The sequence below is a fragment of the Endozoicomonas ascidiicola genome (assembly GCF_001646945.1).
GTDB lineage: Bacteria > Pseudomonadota > Gammaproteobacteria > Pseudomonadales > Endozoicomonadaceae > Endozoicomonas > Endozoicomonas ascidiicola.
Genome location: NZ_LUTV01000007.1, coordinates 129,334 through 153,826, shown reverse-complemented (window position 1 = coordinate 153,826; position 24,493 = coordinate 129,334). Strand labels below are relative to the sequence as shown.

At 49.0% G+C, this 24,493-nt stretch carries 22 protein-coding genes; 10 read left to right on the top strand and 12 right to left on the bottom strand.

Translation table 11 applies throughout. The features are described from left to right. Positions 1–9: 9 nt before the first annotated feature. The 4 genes from lpxK to AKL11_RS19775 form a co-directional block, all read right to left on the bottom strand. Positions 10–1,044, bottom strand: a complete 1,035-nt coding sequence (gene lpxK / locus AKL11_RS19790) for a tetraacyldisaccharide 4'-kinase (protein ID WP_067520976.1) — start codon at positions 1,042–1,044, stop codon at positions 10–12. Beyond that, the gene (locus tag AKL11_RS19785; protein WP_067520973.1) at positions 1,041–1,469 is read right to left on the bottom strand and encodes an ExbD/TolR family protein; all 429 of its coding nucleotides are present in this window, start codon (positions 1,467–1,469) and stop codon (positions 1,041–1,043) included. The genes lpxK and AKL11_RS19785 overlap by 4 nt, the downstream gene beginning before the upstream one ends. Beyond that, positions 1,466–2,107 carry a MotA/TolQ/ExbB proton channel family protein gene (locus AKL11_RS19780; protein WP_067520970.1) on the bottom strand — a complete coding sequence of 214 codons (642 nt, stop codon included), beginning with the start codon at positions 2,105–2,107 and terminating at the stop codon, positions 1,466–1,468. The genes AKL11_RS19785 and AKL11_RS19780 overlap by 4 nt, the downstream gene beginning before the upstream one ends. A gap of 108 nt (positions 2,108–2,215) precedes the next feature. Then, positions 2,216–4,465, bottom strand: coding sequence for a DNA internalization-related competence protein ComEC/Rec2 (locus AKL11_RS19775; RefSeq protein ID WP_067520967.1), 2,250 nt, complete (start codon positions 4,463–4,465; stop codon positions 2,216–2,218). A 332-nt stretch (positions 4,466–4,797) separates the two neighbouring features. Here AKL11_RS19775 and AKL11_RS19770 point away from each other — a divergent pair, with 332 nt between their 5' ends. Both AKL11_RS19770 and AKL11_RS19765 read left to right on the top strand, forming a co-directional pair. Next, positions 4,798–5,322, top strand: a complete 525-nt coding sequence (locus tag AKL11_RS19770; RefSeq protein WP_067520964.1) for a DUF2062 domain-containing protein — start codon at positions 4,798–4,800, stop codon at positions 5,320–5,322. 38 nt (positions 5,323–5,360) lie between these two features. Further along, positions 5,361–5,663 carry a hypothetical protein gene (locus tag AKL11_RS19765; RefSeq protein WP_067520960.1) on the top strand — a complete coding sequence of 101 codons (303 nt, stop codon included), beginning with the start codon at positions 5,361–5,363 and terminating at the stop codon, positions 5,661–5,663. Between the two features lie 211 nt (positions 5,664–5,874). Here the strand turns inward: AKL11_RS19765 and sthA are convergent, their stop codons facing one another. The 4 genes from sthA to AKL11_RS19745 form a co-directional block, all read right to left on the bottom strand. Beyond that, a complete protein-coding gene (gene sthA, locus AKL11_RS19760) occupies positions 5,875–7,269 on the bottom strand; it encodes a Si-specific NAD(P)(+) transhydrogenase (protein ID WP_067520957.1) in 1,395 nt (464 codons plus the stop codon). Positions 7,270–7,403: 134 nt separating this feature from the next. Beyond that, on the bottom strand, positions 7,404–7,637 hold the full coding sequence (nqrM, locus tag AKL11_RS19755) for a (Na+)-NQR maturation NqrM (RefSeq protein ID WP_067521393.1): 234 nt from the start codon (positions 7,635–7,637) through the stop codon (positions 7,404–7,406). A gap of 14 nt (positions 7,638–7,651) precedes the next feature. Further along, entirely contained in the window at positions 7,652–8,752 is a 1,101-nt protein-coding gene (locus AKL11_RS19750) for an FAD:protein FMN transferase (protein WP_157673678.1), read from the bottom strand. 66 nt (positions 8,753–8,818) lie between these two features. Further along, a complete protein-coding gene (locus tag AKL11_RS19745; RefSeq protein WP_095210573.1) occupies positions 8,819–9,487 on the bottom strand; it encodes a helix-turn-helix domain-containing protein in 669 nt (222 codons plus the stop codon). 285 nt (positions 9,488–9,772) lie between these two features. Here AKL11_RS19745 and AKL11_RS19740 point away from each other — a divergent pair, with 285 nt between their 5' ends. From AKL11_RS19740 to AKL11_RS19725, 4 genes are all read left to right on the top strand, one after another. Beyond that, positions 9,773–11,152: an L-serine ammonia-lyase gene (locus AKL11_RS19740; RefSeq protein ID WP_067521384.1), complete on the top strand. Its 1,380-nt coding sequence runs from the start codon at positions 9,773–9,775 to the stop codon at positions 11,150–11,152. A 94-nt stretch (positions 11,153–11,246) separates the two neighbouring features. Then, on the top strand, positions 11,247–14,198 hold the full coding sequence (gcvP, locus tag AKL11_RS19735) for an aminomethyl-transferring glycine dehydrogenase (protein WP_067520952.1): 2,952 nt from the start codon (positions 11,247–11,249) through the stop codon (positions 14,196–14,198). A gap of 3 nt (positions 14,199–14,201) precedes the next feature. Beyond that, positions 14,202–15,323, top strand: coding sequence for a glycine cleavage system aminomethyltransferase GcvT (gene gcvT / locus AKL11_RS19730; RefSeq protein ID WP_067520949.1), 1,122 nt, complete (start codon positions 14,202–14,204; stop codon positions 15,321–15,323). Positions 15,324–15,585: 262 nt separating this feature from the next. Next, positions 15,586–16,956 (top strand): YjiH family protein, encoded by a 1,371-nt coding sequence (locus AKL11_RS19725; protein ID WP_067520946.1) that lies wholly within the window; start codon positions 15,586–15,588, stop codon positions 16,954–16,956. 76 nt (positions 16,957–17,032) lie between these two features. On the opposite strand, the gene AKL11_RS19720 is transcribed toward AKL11_RS19725, so the two are convergent. Continuing rightward, complete coding sequence (locus AKL11_RS19720) at positions 17,033–17,572, bottom strand: hydrolase (protein WP_067520943.1); 540 nt, start codon at positions 17,570–17,572, stop codon at positions 17,033–17,035. Positions 17,573–17,659: 87 nt separating this feature from the next. Continuing rightward, positions 17,660–18,958 (bottom strand): anaerobic C4-dicarboxylate transporter, encoded by a 1,299-nt coding sequence (locus AKL11_RS19715; RefSeq protein ID WP_067520939.1) that lies wholly within the window; start codon positions 18,956–18,958, stop codon positions 17,660–17,662. Between the two features lie 171 nt (positions 18,959–19,129). Here AKL11_RS19715 and AKL11_RS19710 point away from each other — a divergent pair, with 171 nt between their 5' ends. Together AKL11_RS19710 and AKL11_RS25335 are read left to right on the top strand one after the other, a co-directional pair. After that, positions 19,130–19,603 carry an RDD family protein gene (locus tag AKL11_RS19710; protein WP_067520936.1) on the top strand — a complete coding sequence of 158 codons (474 nt, stop codon included), beginning with the start codon at positions 19,130–19,132 and terminating at the stop codon, positions 19,601–19,603. 153 nt (positions 19,604–19,756) lie between these two features. Next, a complete protein-coding gene (locus tag AKL11_RS25335; protein WP_157673677.1) occupies positions 19,757–19,909 on the top strand; it encodes a hypothetical protein in 153 nt (50 codons plus the stop codon). A gap of 95 nt (positions 19,910–20,004) precedes the next feature. Here the strand turns inward: AKL11_RS25335 and lptG are convergent, their stop codons facing one another. Next, entirely contained in the window at positions 20,005–21,063 is a 1,059-nt protein-coding gene (lptG, locus tag AKL11_RS19705; RefSeq protein WP_067520933.1) for an LPS export ABC transporter permease LptG, read from the bottom strand. Then, positions 21,056–22,171 (bottom strand): LPS export ABC transporter permease LptF, encoded by a 1,116-nt coding sequence (lptF, locus tag AKL11_RS19700; RefSeq protein ID WP_067520929.1) that lies wholly within the window; start codon positions 22,169–22,171, stop codon positions 21,056–21,058. Before lptF ends, lptG begins: the two co-directional genes overlap by 8 nt. A 206-nt stretch (positions 22,172–22,377) precedes the next feature. Here lptF and AKL11_RS19695 point away from each other — a divergent pair, with 206 nt between their 5' ends. Further along, positions 22,378–23,865 (top strand): leucyl aminopeptidase, encoded by a 1,488-nt coding sequence (locus AKL11_RS19695; protein WP_067520925.1) that lies wholly within the window; start codon positions 22,378–22,380, stop codon positions 23,863–23,865. 140 nt (positions 23,866–24,005) lie between these two features. After that, positions 24,006–24,458 (top strand): DNA polymerase III subunit chi, encoded by a 453-nt coding sequence (locus AKL11_RS19690; protein ID WP_067520921.1) that lies wholly within the window; start codon positions 24,006–24,008, stop codon positions 24,456–24,458. Positions 24,459–24,493: the final 35 nt, after the last annotated feature.

Below are 24,493 nucleotides of genomic sequence, written 5' to 3'. Positions count from 1 at the left end.
TATTCAGCCTTAATTGTCCGGCGCTACAGGTTTACGGGCTTCAATCATTTGCAACAATGAATCAATTAGCTTATCCGGCAACTCTGTGGTCACCGGCAGGTACCAATGATGATCACCGGCAAAAGAGCGACACTTCACCGCGTCTTTTTCCGTCATAATAACCGGCAAATCATCTTCGAAATTCACGTCTTCTTCCGCAAAACCGTGATGATCCGCAAACGGGTGCGGGATCACATCGTATCCAAGCGATTTCAAGGTACTGAAAAATCGATCCGGATTACCAATGCCCGCCACCGCATGCACTCTACCAGAGAACGCTGCGCCCTCATGGTCATCACTCACACGCCTTAATCGGAAAGGCACCAGTGAAAAGCAACTCAAATCCGACCGCTCCAGCCTTTGCTCATACACTTCACAGGAAACAGCTTCCGGACAGTTCACCAAAACAAAATCGACAGCATTTAATCGGCTTTGCGGCTCTCTTAAAGGACCTACAGGTAAACAAAAACCGTTACCCAGCAAACGTTGACCATCCAAAACCGCCAGTTCTATATGCCGCTGAAGATTATAGTGCTGCAACCCATCATCGGCGACAATAACGTTACAATCGAAATGCGTGCAAAGATGTTTTGCCCCACGAACCCGATCAGCATCCACCACCAATGGCACTTGCAGCTTTGCCAGCATGACCGGCTCATCCCCCACGATGGCAGGATCTGAATCGACCGTCACCACCACGGAATCTTCTTGATGCTCAGTGCCGTATCCACGACTGATGATGCCGGGTCGATAGCCCTGCTCTTTCAACAGGTGAATCAGCGCGGAGACCACCGGCGTTTTCCCGGTACCGCCCACAGTGATATTTCCCACCACAATAACGGGCACTGGCGGCGTCCATCTCACGCTGTCGAGATAGCGATGCTTTCTATACTCCGCCAGCATCGAGAAAATAGCGCTCAGCGGTTTAAGCCAGAGAGTCCAGCCACCGTTTGGGTTATACCAGGAATCAATCACCGATTGATTGAAGCGTTGTCGAAGACTCACTGATCAGACTCAGACTCTTTGCGGGTTGTCATACTCAGGTTCACAAACCCGAGCTGCCCCGCCGCATCCATTGCCGTCACGACCGATTGATACGGTGTATTAGCATCCGCAGTAATAATCAGGGGTAACTGGCTATCGCCTTCACTGACTTTGCTCAGGGCGTTTTTCAATGTTTCCAGCTGACCATTGACCAGGCTTTGCCCCGCCACCGCAAAATCACCGCCTTTGCTGATGGTGATTTCAATTTGCTGTGGACGCTCTGCCCGCTGCTCACCGCTGGATTGCGGCAAATCGATGGCCAGATGGGTTTCTTTGGTAAACGTGGTGGATACCATAAAGAAAATCAGCAACAGGAAAACCACATCAATCAGAGGCGTCAGATTGATGGAAACCTCCTGCTGGTTCATCTGTCGACGGAAATTCATTTCCGGCCCTCATTACTTTTGTAACCGGCGTCTTTACGATCGCCCTGCATCACTTCGACCAGTTTGATGGCATCCTGTTCCATACTCACCACCAGTTCATCAATACGGCGGGTAAAGTAACGATGGAAAATCAGGGCTGGAATCGCCACAGTCAAACCGGCTGCCGTGGTAATCAGCGCCTTGGAAATACCGCCAGCCAGAACACCGGCATTACCCGTACCTTCCAGCATAATCACGGTAAACACATCGATCATACCGATAACCGTACCCAGCAGACCCAATAGTGGCGCAATGGCAGCTACGGTACCCAAAGTGTTCAGATACTTTTCAAGGTCATGAACGACCTTACCGGCCTGCTCTTCAATACTCTCTTTCATGATCTCACGACCACTGCCGGCATTACTCAAGCCAGCGGCCAGAATTTCACCCAACGGTGAACCTTCTTTCAACTGCTCCAGTTTTTTGCTGCTGAGATTATTGTTCTTGATCCACTTCCAGACCGTCGACAAGGTATTTTTGGGCGTGATGCGTGAAGGCCTGAGGGTCCAGAGGCGCTCGAAAATAATGGCCATGGCAATGACCGAAGACAGCAGGATAGGCAACATCAACCAACCGCCGGATTTCACCAGTTCGAACACAGTTATTTCCCTTAAAGTGAAGAATCATAATTACGGCATGACTTTATCACAGAGATCTGCACCGTTTAAGCAACAAAAACATACTTCAGTACCATTTTTGCGACGCCATTATCGCCACCAGTAACGATCGTGTGTTTTTCGATAGGCGGAGATGATCAATGAATCAGTACTCAAATGAAAACTCAGCGTCCCATCTTCGGCCGTATTGAACGTATTCGCTCCAGCCGCCACTGCCCGACTGACGGTTTCCGGCGAGGGGTGATTAAATCGATTGGCAAAGCCGGTGGAAAAAATAACCGCCTCCGGCTTCACCGCCGCCAGAAAACCATCTCCGGATGAATAGCGGCTACCATGATGCGCAGCGAGCAATACATCCGATTTCAACCATTCATAACTTTCATCCATCAGCTGTCGTTCAATTCGATGACTGATATCCCCCGGCAATAACATGCTTTTATCGTCGGCAGTGACTTTCAGCACACAGGATGCATCGTTGCTGCGCCGTTGATTGCCACCGGACAGTATCTGAAACTCAACACCATCCCAATTCCATGTTTCACCCTTGCCGCACGCTCTGGCTTTGTTGTTGTAGGCAGGCAACTCTGAACCAGCGATCAAATCAAATTCGCCGTACCGCTGAATCAACGCACCAACGCCGCCGGCATGATCACGATCGCCATGGGAAATCATCACCTTATCGAGAGTTCGCACACCGAGGCGATTTAATAATGGAATCATCACACTGTCTGCAGCCGTAAAGCTTTCCGAGAATCGATCACCAGTATCGTAGACCATGACGTGTTGGTTTGTTCTGATCACGACGGCCAGACCCTGCCCGACATCCAGCACCGATATTTCAGCGACGCCATATTCCGGAATTCGCTCGCGGGTGAATATCAGTGGCAACAACATAAACACAGAAAGCCAGCGAAGCCTCAAAGCTGCTGGCAGTATCAATAACAACACACCCAACATCGCCAGAACCATTTCTGCGGTTTGCACGGTTGGTCTTGGTGGAATTAACAAACGCCAATGATCTATCCATTGCAAAAACTGATGCAAAAATTCTAATAGAGCTCCAGAAAAATGAATTATCTGAGTAGCGATATCTGGCACAAATATAAACAAACCACCAGCTAACAACAGTGACGGAACAATCATCACACCCACTACTGGAATCGCTATTAAATTAACCAGAGGAGACAGCAAAGAAACCGATTGTCCATTCGTGAGCAATAAAGGAAGCAGCACCACAAACACCAGCCACTGAGGCTTCAGTATTCGTTGCCACTTAGAGGGAATGCCCGGCCTGCCGGATAAACCAATGCACAATGCTGCCACCGCAATAAACGAATACCAGAACCCGACACTGGTAAACGCCAACGTGTCCAGCATAAGCACAATAGTGAGCGCAAATACCCAGAGTGTTATTAATGAAGCCCTTAATCCAAAACAACAGGAGAGCAAAGCAACCACCGTCATCACCAGCGCCCTCTGCACAGGAATACTAAAGCCTGCCAGCAGCGCATAAATCATCGCCAGGCCAATACCAAAGAATGATTTAAACCAAATCAGCGGAATGCGCTTTAACGGAAGCATGCCCGATATTGCCAACAGTGACGCCAGGTTAAAACCAAGCCATGCCATTAATCCAATATGCAATCCTGAGATTACCAGCAGATGCGTCGTGCCTGTCCGGTTGTACAAATCCCAGAGATCAGAGGGCACGCCAGATTTATCACCAAGCAGCAGCGCCGAAAACACACCCGAAACCGCTTCTGATAATTCAGTAACGAGCCAATGTTTTAACCTCTGTTTTAATTGCTGAAACCGATAACCCCAATACTCACTTTCGCCCAACAACGTCGCATCGCGAACATAACCGACACCATGAATTCCCTCCCGAGCCAACCACGCCTCATAATCAAAAGCGCCCGCACTGGCAAAACCATGAGGCTCTCTCAGCCGCACAACCAAAGACCAACGCTGCCCCGCCTGCAACGCCGGAGCATCATACCAACTGAGCCTTACCCTTCCGGAAAACCCATCCTTTGCAACGCCTTTCGTCGCCTCAAAATCAAATCGAGTAGATTCTCCACGCTGCAATGGCGCACTGACAACCTCCCCGATCAGTTCAAAATCTCCGCCAGGAATTGGATGAATGTAGATTTGTTGAAAGTGCTTAATAGCAACAACGGCAATCACACAACCTGCCAGCGCCATAAAGCCGTAGGGTAATAAAGCACGCAGAAAACAACGAACAAGCGCCACTATTCCGAGCATTGATAGCAGCATAAGCACCATCGACAACTCAGCCCCGTCGATGACAATAGACGCAACCATCAACGCGATGCTCATAACTAAAGCACCGCAAGTTGTATTAAACGTAAAGGATGTATTTTCCACGTGGTGTTGATAGTTCTTTCAGTGCATAATTGCCGACTTTGACTTGGCTAAAAGCGTGACCCTCCGCACAAAATCGCGGAAACCTTATCGCCGCTTCACCCTGTAAATTTTTATTGATCGGGTCGATAAAGAAGCAAGCTTAGTTGAAGTGAATGGATTTGCCTGTCTGGCAATGCCTGAAACGATTGATCAAGCGCTGGAAGAAAGTTGGTAACTTTCATCGACCATGATCTAAAGTCATAGCATTCCGGTCTGATTTTATGATGTAACCCAATTGGTAACCCATGGCGAAAAAACTGATTCAAAGGTATTTGCCCGAACCCCATACGATTAAAGAAAACCGTTACCTCCGGTTTCTGGGCAGCGCGCTTCACAACGCAAACCTTTGGCAACTGAATCGTCGATCCGCTGCAACCGCTTTTTTTGTAGGCATCTTCGTTGCCTTTATTCCCATGCCATTTCAGATGGTACTGGCGGCCTGCCTGGCCATTTTGTTCCGCTGCAACTTACCACTCTCTGTTGCCCTGGTCTGGATCACAAACCCTCTGACCATGCCCGCCATATTCTATTTTACTTATAAAATAGGCTGTCTTATCCTTCAGGTACCCGTTAATGAATCCTCCTTTGAACTTACTCTGCAAGGGCTTGGGTCAGGGCTGGCGAGAATCTGGAAACCGCTTTATCTTGGATCTGCGATCTCCGGTGTCGTTCTTGGCTTTATTAGCTACACAATGATTCGGATTATCTGGCGCTGGAATGTTATTGTTAACTGGCGTCAACGTAACAAACGCCGTTCAAGATCCAATTAAACCAACTAACCGCACACACTCATCCTGAGAAAAGTCCTATGCAAAGAAACTTTCAAAAGCGCCAGCCTAAGCTGGAAGGCCGTGGCCTGCTTGAAGCGGTCAACAGCGAGGGGCCACACAGTAACTGGTTAGGTATGCCGGACTATTACATCCATACCCTGACCGTTGCTGGCGACGAATTTAAGTACTTATCCGCTGACAGCAAACTCGACGTTGGCGTCGGGGATACCGTGGTGTTCAGATACCAGGAAGTGGGAAAAACCGAGAAGAAAGAGAAACGTATTGATAAACGCTCCCTGGGCATTTACATCGACCCAAGCCAGTACATGCAGAATAACTGATCTTTAGAAGCTGTTCACAAGCTTTCTGCGAGCTGCAAACGATGATAAAACGCCCCTGTTTTTCAGTTTTCTTCGTTGCGTAGCACCACTATGCGCCTCAAAAAACTGAAAAACAGGAACATTTTCTCCTCGTTTTCGCTATTCGCAAAAGATCATGAACAGCTTCTTAAAAGTCACCGGAGTCGATCTCCGGTGATGATTGAGATTGAGCTTAAAATAAACGATTCAGACCATCCAGCGAGGCCACACGATAAGCCTCTGCCATGGTCGGATAGTTGAATGTGGTATTCAGAAAATAGCGCAACGAATTGGCATCGCCTTTCTGTCGCATAACGGCCTGACCGATGTGCACAATCTCAGAAGCCTGGTCACCAAAGCAGTGAATCCCCAGCACTTCCAAAGTATCCCGATGAAAGAGAATCTTCAGCATACCCACCACTTCACCGGTGATTTGCGCCCGGGCCAACCGGGAAAAAAACGCTTTACCAACTTCGTAAGGCACCGCATCTGCCGTCAGCTCTTCTTCCGTTTTACCAAGCGAACTGATCTCAGGAATGGTATAGATCCCCGTGGGCACCTCATTGACAAAGTGCCAGTCTTGACTGCCACACAAATGGGCAGCTGCTGAACGTCCTTGGTCGTATGCCGCACTGGCAAGGCTTGGCCAGCCAACCACATCCCCCGCCGCATAAATATGGGGCAGTGCCGTTTGATAGCTTTCGTTTACCGCTAACTGACCTCGACCATCGGGGTTCAAGCCAAGCATTTCCAGCCCCATAGCCTGCGTATTGCCGGTTCGGCCGTTGGCCCAGAGCAGCATATCTGCTTTCAGCTTTTTGCCCGATTTCAGGTGCAACACAACACCGTCATCCAAGGTTTCCAGTTTCTGGAATTCTTCATTGTGACGGATAATCACGTTCATTTTCCGCAACTGATAACCCAGCGCATCGGAAATTTCTTTATCAAGGAACGACAACAACCGTTCCCGCGTATCCACCAGATCCACCAGCACACCAAGGCCGGAGAAAATAGATGCGTACTCGGAACCAATAACACCCGCTCCGTAAATAATCATGCGCCGCGGTGTAGACGACAACTCAAGAATAGTATCGCTATCAAAGACTCGCGGATGATGAAAATCCACACCCGGTGGATGGTAAGGTCGAGAACCGGTGGCAATCAGAAAATTGGCACCATAGAGCTTTTCAGTATTGCCGTTAGACTCGGTGACCTCCAGAACATGCTCATCCAGAAAGACACCACGACCAAAATAAAGATCGATCCGGTTGCGGGCATAATACATGGTGCGAGACTGCACCTGTTTCTGAATCACCGACTCCGCCCGCTTCAATACTTTTGGGAAACTGAACCAGCGCGGATCACCAATCTCCCGAAACATGGGGTTGGTGTTGAAGTCCATGATCTGTTTAACGGAATGGCGAAGCGCTTTGGAAGGAATGGTGCCAAGGTGAGTACAACCACCACCGACAAAATTGTACTGCTCAACCACAGCCACTTTTTTGCCCAGCTTGACGGCGTTCATCGCCGCCCCTTCACCTGCTGGCCCTGACCCAAGAATGACCAGGTCGTATTTATTGACACCCATACATTGGATTCCCCCGGCTGATTATCAGCTTTATTGGCCAACGCCTTGATGAAAAATCCATAAGGCGTCTTTTATTCCGGACTGCATTCTTTTGTGCTGAACATTGTTTTAAGCTTTGGTTTTACGCTTTGGTTTTACGCTTTGGTTTTATCGCCCGCTGCTGAGGCGTCATAAAACAGGTCTTCATTCATTTCAGACAGTGGATCGGTTTTATCGCCGCCTCCACAAATAACACAACCGTCTTTCAAGCCAAGCGTGCTTAAACCACCGCAAGAACCTTTGATGGGTTTGTTGGCAAAAATCACTCCCACCGACATGGCAGCAATCAGGGTTAAAAATACGCCGAATGTAATCAGCATCATCGTCATTGCTGATTCCTCCATTAGTGGACCAGATAAGGCTTGAACGCCTCACTGGTCACGGTTTCAAATCCTTCACCCGTATAATAGGCAAAACGGGCTGCAATACCCAGCTGGTTCGCCAGTTCGAGGCCTTTTTCATCCCCTAGCACCATAAACATGGTCGCCAGAGCGTCGGCCCGGGCCGTGGTGTCTGCAATGACCGCCACTTCCGCCACTCGCTTGGCTTCTGGCCAGCCCGTTAACGGGTTAATCGTATGTGAATAGCGCTGACCATCCACTTCAAAAAAATTCAAATAATCACCGGAAGTTGCCAGCGATTTATCGCCGGGCTTCACCAGGGCAGAAACCCCGTTTTTGCCCATTTCCGGCCCAATCACTGCCAGCCGCCAGGGCAGACCATTGGGTTTCATGCCATGGACGGCAACCTCTCCACCCACTTCCACCAAATAGTCATCAATCCCTTCTTTACGAAGTGTTTCAGCCGCCTTGTCGACCCCATAACCTTTGGCAATGGAGCTCAAATCCACAAACAAAGGTAACTCGCGGGTTAACGTTGAATCCTGCGTATTGGCTACAAGATGTTGGTAACCCACCGTTGCCAGTGCTTCATTAATGGCGTTTTCACTGGGAAGCTCGCCATACTGAGTTCTTACCCACGCCTGGAACTGTGTAGAATTAATGGCATCTTTAACCGTTTCTGCCTGATCCAATACGTCTCCGGAAGGCCCAAAACCCCAGAGATTAACCAGCGGGCCGATGGTGACGTCATACTCACCATCAGACATCACCGAAATGGCTTCCGCCTGAACAATCAAATCCACCAGATCCGGCGATACCTTAAAAGGCAGCCCAACTTCCGAACGGTTGAACTGCATCAATTCTGAATCGGGTTTATAGGTAGACATTCTCTGGTCCACATCCACCAGCGCAGCATGGACTTTTTTCGAGATATCATCCACCGGATGGCTGAACAGGTCAGACACATAACTGACGTTATAGGTTGTCCCCATGATCTGCCCCTGAAAGCTGTTAAGCCTTGGGCGGGTTCCCAGTACAGCCAGCACTGCAATAACCAGTACTACGGCCGGGAACACATATCGTTTCAGTGAGTGTGACAGCAAACGAACAACCTCCCGGTAAAAAGCCGGAGAATTCTACCACCTAAAACCACTATTTTCATCAGGGATTCAAGCGGTTACCCAGAGAATGACCGCATCGGATTCACTGGTCGATACCAGGGCATGCCCCATCTGAGCATCGTAATAAACACTGTCCCCCTCAAACAGCTCTACGGGCTGATAATGTTCCGTATAGAGTTCGAGGCTGCCTGAAAGCACCAGCAAAAACTCTTCCCCATCGTGTCGAACCCACTCCCCGTATTCATCGAAAGAACGGGCTTTCACCGTGGTTCGATAGGGAATTATTCTCTTCCCAGAGAGCTCAGTCGCCAGCAGCTCATGCTCGTAAGTGGTGGTTGGATGAATCTTACCCTCACCCTTTCGAGTAATATCACGACGGCCGCCTGCACCACTGTTTTCAGGTGCCGGGGAAAAAAGCTGCGGCAAATCAATTCCAAGTCCATCCACCAGCTTGGTCACTGCAGCAAAGGTGGGGGATATCTGTTCATTTTCAATTTTTGACAGGGTTGAGCGAGCCAACCCAGTTTTCAAACTGGCTTCTTCCAAGGTTAAATTCTGGCTTAAACGAATATCTCTCACTCGTTTGCCCAGCTCAAGCGGCGTGACTTTTGACTCAGGCTTCCCCTCACCAGAGTGATCCACCCCGACCCGTCTATTAATCACGACTGATGGCTTATTATATTGATTTTGTTTGAGAAATTCCGTTGACTCTGCCATACCCTGCCCCTGTTCAATTCGCATCACGTAGCAAGAAATCCATAATACACTACAATCTGCAAGAAGCACTCAATGTGACACTTTGTTTCCTATTGGAAACTTTTCTATTGAAGCGACCATTGGCTCTTGATACGCTTTTTATAAGGAAACACAAACGCAGCACCAGCAGATATAACAAATCCTTCTAAATAAATCTGCCGCATATAACCGTTTCCCCATAACAACTTATAACAAGCACAAATGCCAACAAAATAAATGAAGGATTTGGAAAATGGAGTCCTGGTGATGCCCCTCAGTATTCTCGACTTATTTAAAGTAGGTATTGGCCCCTCGTCATCCCATACGGTTGGCCCCATGGTGGCTGGAAATCGTTTTCTTGCTGAACTCAAAGCTGAAGCTGTGTTCGAGAAAACTCAACAAATTCGGATCGAGCTCTACGGTTCCCTTGCCATGACCGGTCATGGTCATGCCACGGATACCGCCATCATGCTAGGGTTGTCCGGTGAACAGCCGGACCTTATCGATCCTGATGCGGCTCCGGTTATTATTGATAACATTCGATCATCCGGTCTGTTACACCTTGGTAAAGAAAAAACCATTGCTTTTATCGAAGATCAACACCTGCTCTTTTTAAAAGGCCAATCGCTCCCCAAACACCCCAACGGGATGACGCTGAGAGCCTTGGATGAAGCCGGCATAGAGCTTTATCAAAACCATTTTTACTCTGTTGGTGGCGGCTTTGTTCTCAATGAACAGGAAACGGAACAGAAAAATCAGCCCACCACTTCGACAACCACCATTCCTCACCCATTCCAAAACGCACAAGACCTTCTTGATATTGGCGACAGAACTCACTTGTCCATCGCTGAAATTGTCTCTGAAAATGAAAAGCACCTGGGCAGAACGACAGACATCAAGGCCGACTTGCTCAACATCTGGCACGTTATGGAAAGCAGCATTAACCGAGGCTGCCAGCAAACCGGTATTCTGCCCGGCGGATTGAACGTCCCCCGCCGTGCTCATCAGTTACATCAGGAATTATTAAACAAGCCTGAAGATCAGAAAGACCATTTGGAAGTGATGGACTGGGTCAGCCTGTTCGCCATCGCCGTCAATGAAGAAAATGCGGTGGGCGGCCGAGTCGTCACAGCACCCACCAACGGCGCTGCCGGCGTGATACCCGCCGTCCTCGCTTATTATGATCGCTTCGTGCCCGGTAGTAATAAAGACGGTATTTGCACGTTCCTCACCACCGCTTCCGCCATCGGCATGCTGTACAAAAAGAACGCATCGATTTCGGCCGCTGAAGTGGGTTGCCAGGGAGAAATAGGTGTCGCCTGCTCCATGGCCGCTGGCGCATTGTGTGCGGTGATGGGTGGCGATAACCGACAGATCGAGAATGCCGCTGAAATTGGCATGGAACATAACTTGGGCCTGACCTGCGATCCAATCGCCGGACTGGTTCAAGTCCCCTGCATCGAGCGCAACACCATGGGCGCCATCAAGGCAATCAACGCAGCGCGTCTTGCCATGAAGGGTGATGGCATTCATCACGTTCATTTGGATCATGTGATCGAAACCATGCGCCAGACAGGCATGGACATGCAGGATAAATACAAAGAAACCGCCATGGGCGGACTGGCGGTGAACGTCGTGGCCTGCTGATCCAGGCCCACTGACACCGGATTCAAACGCAAGTTTTAAACATTAGAACCGCAACAATATTAAGACCAACGTAAGACTAAAACAGGACAGCAACATGGCCGTTAATAAAGAACCTGTCACCTTGCCAACATTGGCTGAACTGGAAAACAACGAACAGTTCACTCACCGACACCTTGGCTCCGACTCTGCAGAACAGCATGCGATGCTGGAAGTGCTTGGTCACCAACACCTATCAGAACTGATTGATGAAACGGTACCGGGCAGAATTCGACTTGGCAGAGAGCTTGACCTGCCCAGTGAAAAAACAGAACCGCAAGCATTGGCCGAACTCCAGGCTCTGGCAAAACAAAATACCGTTAACAAGTCGTATATTGGCATGGGCTATTACAACACCCATGTGCCCAATGTTATCCTGAGAAACCTGCTGGAAAACCCAGGCTGGTACACTGCCTACACTCCCTACCAGCCAGAAATCTCCCAGGGCCGACTGGAAATGCTGCTGAACTATCAGCAAATGGTGATGGATCTCACCGGCATGGAAATCGCCAACGCCTCTTTGCTTGATGAAGCGACAGCGGCCGCAGAAGCCATGACACTTTGTCTGCGCAGCGTTGGCCGCCAAAAAGCCAAATCCAACGCTTTCTTTGTTGCCGATGACGTTCACCCACAAACCATTGATGTGATCAAAACCCGTGCAGAGTGGATGGGCATTAACGTCATTGTTGGCAACCCACTGACCGACCTCGATAACCACGATGTGTTCGGGGTACAAATCCAATACCCAGGCACTTATGGCTCAATCACTAATGTCGAATCCATCACCGCCCTCGCCAAACAGCAAGGCGCAATGGTTTCTGTGGCTTCCGACTTACTGGCACTGACTTTATTGAAATCCCCTGGCGAACTGGGCGCCGATATCGTGCTGGGCAACAGTCAGCGTTTTGGTGTACCAATGGGCTTTGGTGGTCCGCACGCCGCGTTTTTTGCCACCACCGCAAAACTGAAACGCTCCATTCCCGGGCGCATCATCGGTGTTTCTAAAGACAGCCGTGGCAATCAGGCATTGCGCATGGCCATGCAAACCCGTGAGCAACATATTCGCCGAGAAAAGGCCACATCCAATATTTGTACGGCACAGGCTCTGTTGGCAAATATGGCCGCCAGCTATGTGGTTTATCACGGAGCGGAAGGTCTGAAAACCATTGCTGAACGGGTTCACCGTTTGACCCGAATCCTGCATCACGGCCTGACCGAAATGGGCTTCAGCTGCAACGACACCTTCTTCGATACTCTGGCCGTCAAAGTGGGCAGCGATCAGGAAAAAGTTGTCAAAAGAGCTTTAAAACAAGGCTGCAACGTACGACAAATTGGCCGTAATCGTATCGGCGTCAGTCTGGATGAAACGACGACTTCAGCCGACCTGATCGAATTATTCAATATCTTTATGGGTGAAGGCAAAGAGTTGAACATTGATTCAATCGATCGCCAAATCGCCAGCAACAACCATCAAAGCACTCACTGCAAGCCTGCCTCAGGCCTGTCAGAAGATCATCGTCGTACAGATGACATTCTTACTCACCCGGTGTTCAATACCCATCATTCAGAAACCGACATGATGCGCTATCTGAAACGCTTGGAGAACAAAGACTACTCACTGGTTCACGGTATGATTCCCCTGGGTTCCTGCACCATGAAACTGAACGCCGTTGCCGAAATGCTGCCGGTGTCATGGCCAGAATTTTCCAGCATTCACCCATTTGCCCCCAGCGATCAGGTGCCGGGTTATCTGACCATGATTCGTCAACTGGAAGCTTCCCTCGTTGAGATCACCGGTTATGACACTATCTCAATGCAACCAAACTCTGGTGCCCAAGGCGAATACACCGGTCTTCTGGCCATTCGTAACTATCAGAAAGCCAACGGTCAGAGTCACCGCAACATCTGCCTGATCCCATCCTCTGCCCATGGCACCAACCCGGCATCCGCTGCCATGCTGGGCATGGAAATCATCATTGTGGCTTGTGACGACAGCGGTAACGTGGATGTGGAAGACCTGAAAGCCAAAGCTGAAGAGCACAGTGACAACCTGTCGGCGCTGATGGTTACTTACCCATCAACCCACGGCGTCTACGAAGAAGAAATAAAAGTCATCTGTCAGATCATTCACGACCATGGCGGTCAGGTGTATATGGATGGCGCCAATATGAACGCCATGGTGGGCGTTTCACGGCCGGGGGATATTGGTTCCGATGTTTCTCACCTGAACCTGCACAAAACCTTTGCCATTCCTCATGGCGGCGGTGGTCCGGGCATGGGCCCCATCGGTGTTAAAAGTCATCTGGCGCCTTATCTGCCCAACCATAAAATCAGCCCGATCAAAGAACGTGAAAACGACATTGGCGCTGTATCTGCCGCGCCTTTCGGCAGCTCTTCCATTCTGCCAATCAGCTGGATGTACATCACTCTGCTGGGCAGCCGTGGGCTGAGAAGATCAACGGAAGAAGCCATCCTGCACGCGAACTACATGGCCAACCAATTGACTGGCCATTACGATATTCTATATCAGGGTCGCAACAATCGGGTTGCTCACGAATGCATCATTGATATTCGTCCCATCAAAGCAGCCAGCGGTATTTCTGAAGAAGATATTGCCAAACGTTTAATGGATTACGGCTTTCACGCTCCCACCATGTCGTTCCCCGTGGCGGGCACTCTGATGATTGAACCCACAGAGTCGGAATCCAAAGAAGAAATTGATCGCTTTATCGAAGCCATGATTTCTATCAAAAACGAGATTGATCAGGTGCAAAGTGGTGTCTGGCCAGCCGATAACAACCCATTGGTCAATGCCCCACACACTCAAGCAGACATTGCTGATGACCAGTGGGAACGCCCTTACAGCAGAACAGTGGCCGCTTTCCCATCCGAGGCCACCAAACTCAGTAAATACTGGCCTGCCGCCAACCGCGTTGATAACGTGTACGGCGACCGTCACTTAATCTGCTCATGCCCGAGCATCGAAAGCTATCAGGATATGGAGGACTGATTCATGTCAACCGAGACACTTAAACGAACACCGTTGTTTGACCTCCACGTAGCCAACCAAGGCAAGATGGTGCCGTTTGCGGGCTATGAAATGCCGGTTCAATATCCTCTGGGCGTTAAAGGTGAGCACCTGCACACTCGCGATAAAGCCGGACTGTTTGATGTTTCTCATATGGGACAGTTAACACTGACTGGCAAAAAAGCCGATCAGTTTCTGGAAACGCTGGTTCCGGTTGATGTTATTGATCTACCAGTAGGCAAACAGCGTTATGCAGTGTTCACCAACGAGAACGGTGGCATTCTCGATGACTTGATGATCACCCGTTATGAGCAATACCTGTACTTAGTCGTCAATGCAGCCTGCAAAGAACAGGACATTGCTCATATTCAAGCGCACCTTCCCGATGATGTCACTCTGGAGCGTCTGGACGATCGCGCCTTGATTGCCATTCAAGGGCCTGAAGCTGTGACAGCTTTACAACGATTGGTGCCAGAAGTAGCCAATATGGTGTTTATGGATTCACTGCATCTGGACATTGATGGCATCACCTGTTTTATCAGTCGTTCCGGCTACACCGGCGAAGATGGTTTTGAAATATCCATTCCGGAAAAGGGTGCCGAGAAAGTCACCCAGCTCCTACTGGATCAGCCCGAAGTAGAGCTGACCGGCCTTGGCGCCCGTGATTCCTTGCGCCTTGAATCGGGTCTTTGCCTGTACGGACACGACATCAATGAAAACACCACTCCTATCGAAGGTGGTTTGATCTGGGCCATCAGCAAATGCCGCCGTACCGGCGGGGAAAGAGCCGGTGGATTTATTGGTCACGCCCACGTACTCCATCAGATTGACACCAAAGATGTTTCAACACGCCGTGTCGGCTTGATTGGTAATAGCCGGGCACCGGTTCGTGAAGGCGCCGAGCTGGTCAATGAGCAGGATGAGGTCATTGGCAGGGTTACTTCAGGTACTTTCGGACCAACGATTGGATCTCCAATTGCCATGGCATTAATTAATTCCGGTTTCGCCAAAATGGATACGGAAGTATATGCTGTTGTTCGGGGTAAAAAGCTGGCAATGACGGTAAGTAAAATGCCTTTTGTAGAACAACGTTATCACAGAGGCTAAGTGATCTACCGAGCCTTGCTGGTAATGAATACCGGCAAGGCGTTATTTATCAAGTACAAAACACCTTCCCCAAAGCTTAATATTTATTGAATTAAAATGCATATTAATTCAATATATCGTTATATATATCACCAACTTGTTTGTGACATATACAGATATGTGTAGTTATTTACCGAACATATTCCTTTGTTTACTTATTAGGCAGAAAATCTACACTGTCTGAATACGATTTTTGGATATAACTCCAAACCCAAGGCGTGTTATGAAGCAGTTTACCGCTATACCCAAAAAAGAACTCAGTCTGACAGACTGGCTCACCTTTCTTGTCCCCTCTTTGACTGGCATTCTGCTGTTCATTACTCCCGTCAGCTACAATGGCGATTTCACCATTCCTGTGGCCATCCTTGCCAGCGGCCTGAAATCCACCCTGCAAGATGAACTCACCACGATTATCACTATTGCGGTTACCATTACCGGCGTCATGACACTCCTTATCAAAGCCATTGAGCCTCGCTGGCTTAACCGATACCCATTTATTGCTTCTCTGCTGAACGTTTCAGCACCGTGGTGCCTGGTTCGAGTGATAGGAATGATTTTTATACTGGCCACCTATTTCAACGCAGGCCCCCAGGCGATCTGGTCCAGCGCCACCGGAGGCATGGTATTGAATGACTTAATGCCCACCCTGTTCTCTGTCTTTATTTTTGCTGGTCTTCTGTTACCACTGCTGATGGACTTTGGCTTACTGGAGCTGCTTGGCGCGCTCATGACAAAGGTCATGCGTCCATTGTTCAATCTACCAGGTCGCTCCTCTATCAACTGTATTGCTTCTTGGCTGGGTGATGGCAGTGTTGGCATCCTGATGACCAGCAAACAGTACGAAAACTCCTATTACACTCAGAGAGAGGCCGCCATTATTGGCACCACCTTTTCGGTAGTATCCATCACATTCTCTCTGGTAGTTGCAGCCCAGGTTGGGCTGGAATATATGTTTGCCCAGTTCTACTTAACCGTATGTCTGGCAGGTATCGTTGCCGCCATGATTGTTCCAAAGTTGCCACCACTATCCCGCAAGAAAGATATTTTCATCTGCGGCAAAGCACGCACCGAAGACGGTGAAGTCATTCCTGAAGGTAGCACCGCCTTTAGCTGGGGCATGGAAATGGCTCTGGAAAAAGCGGCAAAGATCAAAAATCCAATCACTGTTTTTCAGGAAGGCATAAAAAATGCCGTTGATATGGTATTTGGTGTTTTACCAGTGGTTATGGGCGTCGGCACCATTGCACTTATGATTGCGGAATACACGCCGGTGTTTCAGTATTTAGGCATGCCCTTTGTGCCGCTGTTGAATCTACTGCAAATCCCTGAAGCTCAGGACGCATCAACCACGATGATGATCGGCTTTACCGATATGTTTGTGCCTTCCATTCTGGCCGCTTCATTTGAAAATGAAATGACCCGCTTTGTGGTTGCCGCGCTCTCTTTGACACAGCTGATATATCTTTCTGAAGTGGGCGCTCTGCTGCTGGGCAGTAAAATCCCCGTCACCCTTTTGGAGCTGTTTATCATCTTCATTCTCAGAACACTGGTTACCCTTCCAGTGATCGCCGGTGTCGCTCATATACTGTTCTGATGAGATTTAACGTGACGGTTTTCCAGAGAGACCGTCACTCGCTCAGCACTATTTAACCAGGTCTATTTAATCAGGCCTATTTAATCAAGCGGGCAATCTCCCGAAACTGCGGTGCTTCAGCGGTTTCCATCAACTCAAACAACGCCATTTCCACCGTTGTTAAATCCGCACCCAACGCCGACATTTTATCCAGGGCTACGTCCTTGCTTTGCAGCGTTCTGGATGACACCGCATCAACCACCACCTCAACCTCATACCCCTGAAGCAATAGATCCGCTGCCGTCTGATACACACAAATATGCGCCTCAATACCTGCCAGTAGAATCTTTTGTCGTCCGCTGGCTTTTAGAGCCGAGGTAAACCCCTGGGCACCACAACCACTGAATGATGATTTTTCGATAGGTGTAAGATCAGAAAGAATATCTTGAAGTTCCGGAATGGTAGAGCCCAATTTTTCAGGAAGTTGCTCGAGCCAGAGAATGGGGATATCCAGCAACACCGAGCCTTTAGCCAAAGCCTGCAAGTTTTTAAACAGCGCCTCATTGTCATGCATCAATGTGGCCAGCTTTCCCTGAACATCCACAATAACCAGCAGAGTATTATCCGTTGTCAGCATACCGATCCCCTGTCACTGTTATTTTTATCGTTCCAGCATAACAGAGGATCTTAAAATTTAGCCAAGCCTTCTTTTTTAATCGCTGAATTACAAAATAACCGGTGCCCAGAAAAATCCGAACGTAACGGACAGCGTCAGGCAGATCACGCCAGGAAGAAAAAATGGATGATTAAATACGTAACGACCAATACGGGTTGATCCGGTCTCATCCATTTCCACCGCCGCCAGTAACGTTGGGTACGTAGGCAGAACAAACAAGGCACTGACTGCGGCAAAAGAAGCAATGGCCGTGACCGGATCCACCAACATCAGTGCAGCTGGCATCAACGCTCTGGTGGTTGCCGCCTGGGAATAAAGCAGCATGGAAGCAAAAAACAAAGCGACGGACAACAGCCACGGCAAACGCTGAAGAAGATCACCAGCCACCATCTTGATATCATCAAGATATGCGCCTACAAACGTATTCCCCAACCATGCAACTCCCAGCACACAAATACAGGCGCTCATACCGGATTTAAACGTCTGGGCATTAAGAATATCTCCGGTATTGATTCCCGACACCAACGTAATTAGACAACCCGCCGTCAGCATAATGGAAATAATTGCACTGTCTCTGGGTAAAATCGGGTCCTGAATAATGCCTACTTTGTCGCTGATGAGTGTTGCATAAATAACCACTGCAATAATACTTAATAGAAAAATGAGCACTGAGTATTTGGCTCCGGAGGAGACACGATGCTCAACCTTACCATGGGGTTTGATCAACCCCTCTGCCAGTCTCTGCTGATACACCTCATCATCCTTAAGTTCACACCCCATGTAATTGCAAACCAGCGACGTCAGCATCACCGCAGCCAGTGTTGTGGGTATACAGATAAAAAGCAGATCAAGGTAACCCACTCCCAACGGCTCTAGGAGACCACTGAATACGACAACCGCTGCAGACACCGGTGATGCGGTGATTGCTACCTGTGATGCAATCACAGAGATACTTAAAGGGCGAGAAGGTCGAACACCATTTTCCTGAGCAACCGCAGAAATCACTGGCAATGTTGAATAGGCAGTATGCCCGGTGCCCGCCAAGAGCGTCATAAAATAGCTAATCAAAGGCGCAAAGAAGGTCACTTGTTTTGGCTGTTTGCGGAGTAGGCCGTCTGCCAGCTGCACTAGATAACCCAATCCACCGGCCACCTGCATGGCTGCCACGGCACCAATGACCGACATGATAATCAGAATGACATCCACCGGAATGGACCCGGGCTCGAGCCCAAAACCAAGAGTCAGCACTATGACTCCGGCAGCACCGGCAAACCCAATGCCAATGCTGCCCAATCTGGCCCCTAGATAGATAAAACCCAGCACCACACAGAGCTCAAGCCACATCATAATGGACCTCACAAAGCCATTTGCAAAAGGAAAAGGTAATCTTGGAGAACTATCGACCAACGAATGGAAAAACTGGACAATCACTAATCAAGCATAGACAACAACTTCATTTCATTCAGATATCATTTCCAGATAAACTAGGCTCTGTTGAAATAACAAGGCTAAAACACAATGGACGCCATAAACGTCACTCCAGCGCCTCTTTGGAGAAGAGTTGCTTCTATGCTCTATGATTCTTTTCTGATCCTCGCTCTTTTCTTTCTGGTGGGGTTCATCAACCTGTTTATCCAGATTCAGATCTATGGAAATGAACAATTACGACAAATGACGGCAGAAGGCTACAACCTTGGCGGCCCATTTTTTTACTCCACCCTACTAGTGCTGACCTATGGTTTCTACGGCTTTTTCTGGACCCGAAATGGACAGACTCTCGGCATGCTGGCATGGCGAATAAAAGTCGTGAGTGAGCACAACCAATTAATTTCACCCGGTCAAAGCCTACTACGCTTTATCGTTGCCATACCCTCATTGCTACTGGGTGGTATTGGGCTCGCCTGGGCTATTCTGGATAAGGATAAACGCAGTTGGCAAGACATGGCTTCTCGGTCAAAAGTCATACTGCTACCTAAAAAAGCAAAGCAGTAAACTTTATGTACAAATAGACAATAAACGAAAACGGATTGGTATTTATACTTATCCGTATTAGAATGAGTATGCGGGTCACATATGCCCCTCATGAGAACGCTCGATAACCATCGAACGCATATCAGGTCATGCACGACGAGAGGAGTTGTCAGTATGAACACCCAATTATTTGAACAAATTCTGTTACAGCTTACGGAGACATTTCGTCGCCTATGTGGCCAACAACAGGAAGAGAGCAGATTGTACTGCCCGGTGAAAGTTGAAGCCCGGCACCCTGCGGAAAGAGAACGCAGAATTCGTCGTTAATCCTTTCATTGTTTTGCAATGCTTCTAAATCAAAAAAAGCCATCCGTTTATATCAATCGGATGGCTTTTTGCTTTCAGGCTCAACCCGATAATGATCAGGCGGCCTTTTTCAGCATCACAGCACCAATCACCAAACAGACGACAATGGGCATCAAAACAGAGATCGCTGGCGGAAAGCCAAACACAAGGCTCGATGGCCCCATGAGGTTTTGCACGACCATAAAGACGACACCGGTAATCACTCCGGCAAACACCCGGTACCCCATGCTTACCGAGCGCAAAGGACCGAAAACAAACGAGATACCCACCAGCACCAAAGAAAGAATAGACAAAGGCTGAAGCACCTTCTCCCAGAAGGCCAGGCTATACTCTCCAGAATTCAAACCCTGCTGCGCCAGATAGTCCGAATAGGTCATCAAGCCCGAAATAGACAACGCTTCCGGTTTAACCACCACGACCTTTAGCAACGTAGTGGTCAGATTGGTTTCCCAGGGTTCGATCAACTGCTGCTCGGTCACAAAGCGATCCCCATCCCGCTTAAGGGTAGTTACTTCTTCCAGCAACCAATGATCTGCCTGATAAATAGCTCGCTTGGCAAAAGAGCTTTCCTGCAGCACCATATCCTCATCAAACTCATAGCGACTGACACCATACAATACACCGTTGGGTTCAACCGCATTGAAGTACATGTATTCATTGCCTTCCCGATGCCAGAAGCCTTCACCGGAATAAGAACCATCAACGGAACGGGCGATGGCTCTGCGAGTTTCAGCAATCTGTTCTGTCATCGGTGCCAGATATTCACCCAACAGCAGTCCGGTCAAAATCAGTAGCAGCGCGGGTTTCATAACAGAGGCCAGCATTCGCCAGAGGGAGATACCTGCCGCCCTCATCACCACCAGTTCACTGTTCGATGCCATGGAGCCGAGCCCCACCAGACACCCAACCAATGCCGAAACCGGGATCAGTTCATACAATTTTCGCGGGATCATCAACAGCGTATAGAGTAAGGCGTCCACGGACTGATAATTACCACGGACATTTTCCAGCTGCCCCAAAAACGAAAACAACGCTTCCAGAAACACCAGTATCAGCAGAACAAGAACCGTAGAACCCAGTACATTGCGGGAAATATAACGATCGAGCTTACGCATGGCGAGCCCTCCGGCGTGACAGCCAGAGCTTGCCCGGCTCAAAGAAATACAACGTCAAAGCAATCAACAAAAACAAGCCATGAATCGGCCAGAGACCAATATTTACAGGTAACCGCCCATCTTCAATAGCCCCTCGCCCGCTCATCAACAACGACAGATAAAAAAGATACAGCAGAATACCGGGCAATAATTTCACATAACGCCCCTGCCTTGGATTCACTTGAGCGAGAGGCAACGCCAGCAAAACAATCACCGGAATCAACAGCGGCAAAGACAACCGCCATTGCAGCTCGGCACGATAAGCTAATTTGTCAGAGTTTATCAGCTGGGCAGTTGGTAACGCCTGCTCCTTCCCTGACCATTTGGCAGCACTCTTCTGCTCCATTCGAAAACCATAACTGCTGAACAAAGTCTCTCTGATTGGCAGAATACCCGGCGTCAAATCGTAACGATAGCCATCTTTTAACAACAAATAGCGCCGCCCATCCTGGCCCACGTTTTCTTCTAACTTACCCGATTCAGAAACCAGAATCGTCATCGCGCCAACATTATTACTGTCCGTGTTGCGGTTTGCGATAAACACCTGATTCATTTGCTGTTTATCATCGGACAGTGACTCAGCGTAGGTCACTCTCTGCCCCTTACCTATATTTTGAAACCGGCCGGGAACCAGTGTATCAAACTCGGTTAATGAATCCTGTTGATCAAAAATCTGCCCAACTTTCATGACCCCGGCCGGCGCAATCCAGAGGCTTAAAACCCCCACCACCACCATGACCATCAGCGATGGCAGCAATGTCATGCCAAACAGTTGATTGCGACTTAGCCCACAGGCGCTGAGCACCGTCATCTCGTTGTCTACATAAAGACGACCATAGGCCAGAATAATTCCCAGAAACAAACCCAGGGGGAGAATCATCACCAGAAATTCCGGAATTCGATAGCCCATGATGGCAAAGAGAAACTCAGCCTTCAGAGTGCCGGTTGCCGCCTGAGCCACATAATTGGCAAAGCGGCCGCTCATGATGATCAATAACACGACAGCAGTGATAGCCAGCATCACCTGCAGCATCTGGCGTGAGAGGTAGCGATAGATAATTAAAGGCATGCCCTGACACTATTCATTAAAGTCACAAAAAAGTCGAAATAAGCCGTAGCCCCAGGCACAGCACCAGAATACCAACTGAACGATCATCGTCGTAAGACTTGAATTCAGTATCAAAACAGTGATGCAATTGCACTATGACTCTGGTTGAAATGGCTCAACCGTATTATTATCCATGAAATCGGATAACTTGTCCTCTCGGAGAGACTATGGAATTTGTAGTTAAAAGCGGCGCCGCAGAAAAACAGAAAACCGGCTGTCTTGCTATTGCCGTCTCAAAAAAAGAATTACCCGCCTCCGCCACGGCCATTGACACCCTGACCGAAGGGTATCTGGCCGGCCTATTAAAGCGAGGCGACCTGGAGTTCAAAGCCGGTCATTCGCTCATGCTGCTGCATACGCATCATGCGCCTTTTGAGCGCTTACTATTAGTTGCTCTCGGTGAAAAGAATACTCCTCTGTCCGAAGCCGACTTCCGTAAACTGCTTGCCAACCTGACTGGACAGCTTAAAGCGATCAAATCCAAAGACATTACCATCGCCATTGACGAACTTGCGGTTGCTGAAAAATCTCATCAATGGGTCACTCGTCAATTGGTGGAAGCCGTCGAATACGCATTCTATCAATTCTCCCAGTACAAAAACGACGGTGGTAAAGATCCGGCACTGAAAAAAGTAGTGCTTTTAACCGACCGTAAAAACGCTGATGAAGTAAAAGCTGGCCTTGCAGAAGGTCAAGCCATTGGCAGCGGTCGAAACGTAGCCAGAACGCTGGGCAACCTTCCCGGCAATATTTGTCATCCAGCCTATCTGGCCGATGAAGCCAAAGCACTGGCCAAACGTCACGCTAAGCTGACCACCAAAATCCTCAATGAAAAGCAAATGTCCGATCTGGGCATGAGCTCCCTGCTGTCCGTCAGCGCCGGTTCCGAACAGGAAGCCCGCTTGATCTGCATGGAATTCAAAAACGGTAAGCGCGGCGCCAAGCCACTTATTCTACTTGGCAAAGGCATTACTTTTGATACCGGTGGCATCTCTCTGAAACCGGGTGCTGCCATGGACGAAATGAAGTTTGATATGTGCGGCGCTGCCAGTGTATTTGGCGTTATGAATGCCATTATCGATCTGGATCTGCCATTAAACGTCATTGGTATGGTGGCTGCAGCGGAAAACATGCCAAGTGGCAAAGCGACCCGCCCTGGAGACATCGTTACCTCCATGTCTGGCAAAACCATCGAAATTCTGAACACCGATGCGGAAGGTCGTCTGGTATTGTGTGACGCACTCACCTACGCAGAACGCTACAAGCCGGAAGCCGTGGTTGATATCGCCACCCTGACCGGCGCCTGCATTGTTGCACTTGGTCATCACACTACCGGCCTGCTCAGTAACAATAATGCATTAGCGGAAGAATTGCTGGATGCCTCCAAAGGCTCCATGGATAAAGCATGGCAACTGCCAATGGGCGAGGAGTACGCCCAACAGCTGGACAGTAACTTTGCCGATCTCGCCAACATTGGTGGCCCAGGTGCTGGCACCATTACTGCAGGTTGCTTCCTGGCCAAGTTTGCAGAAGCCTATCCCTGGGCGCATCTGGATATTGCGGGTACCGCCTGGAAATCTGGCAAAGACAAAGGGGCTACCGGTCGCCCGGTGCCAATGCTGGTGCAATTCCTGCTGAACCGTATCAACCAGTAATCATCAAATCTTCAATCCGGCATTAGCAAATGCCGGATTGTTTCCTACCTTATTTTCCACCCATCTCTATCCGAAATTTTATTTGGCTGATAACATTTGTCTCATCAACTTCTCCACTCTCAGAGATACACTTGCAGCCAATGACTCGAGTCACTTTCTATCTTCTTGAAAACAGCCAGCAAAGCGCTGAACAATTTGCCTGCAAACTGGTAGAAAAAGCATGGCGTGGTGGATTGCCAATGCACATTCACACAGATGATGAAAGCAGCTGTGTAGCATTGGATAAATTGTTATGGGCCTGGCGGGAGGACAGCTTTCTGCCTCACGGGATAGTTACGGGAACCGCTGATTCTGAAGACAATTCAACCTCAATAAACAACCTTCCCATCACACTGGGCTTTGACACCCCCTCCATTCCGCAAAATCGACTATTAATCAATCTGAATTCAGAAGTTCCGCAATTTTTCACCCGATTTGACCGCGTGTGTGAAATCGTAGTGATATCGCCAGGGCAAAAAACAATCTCTAGAAATAAATTCCGCAGCTACCGACAACTAGGCATTGAACCGGAAGTGCATAATTTACCCGGCTGAATAGGCGGTTACCTGATGGCCTTCAAATTCAAAAA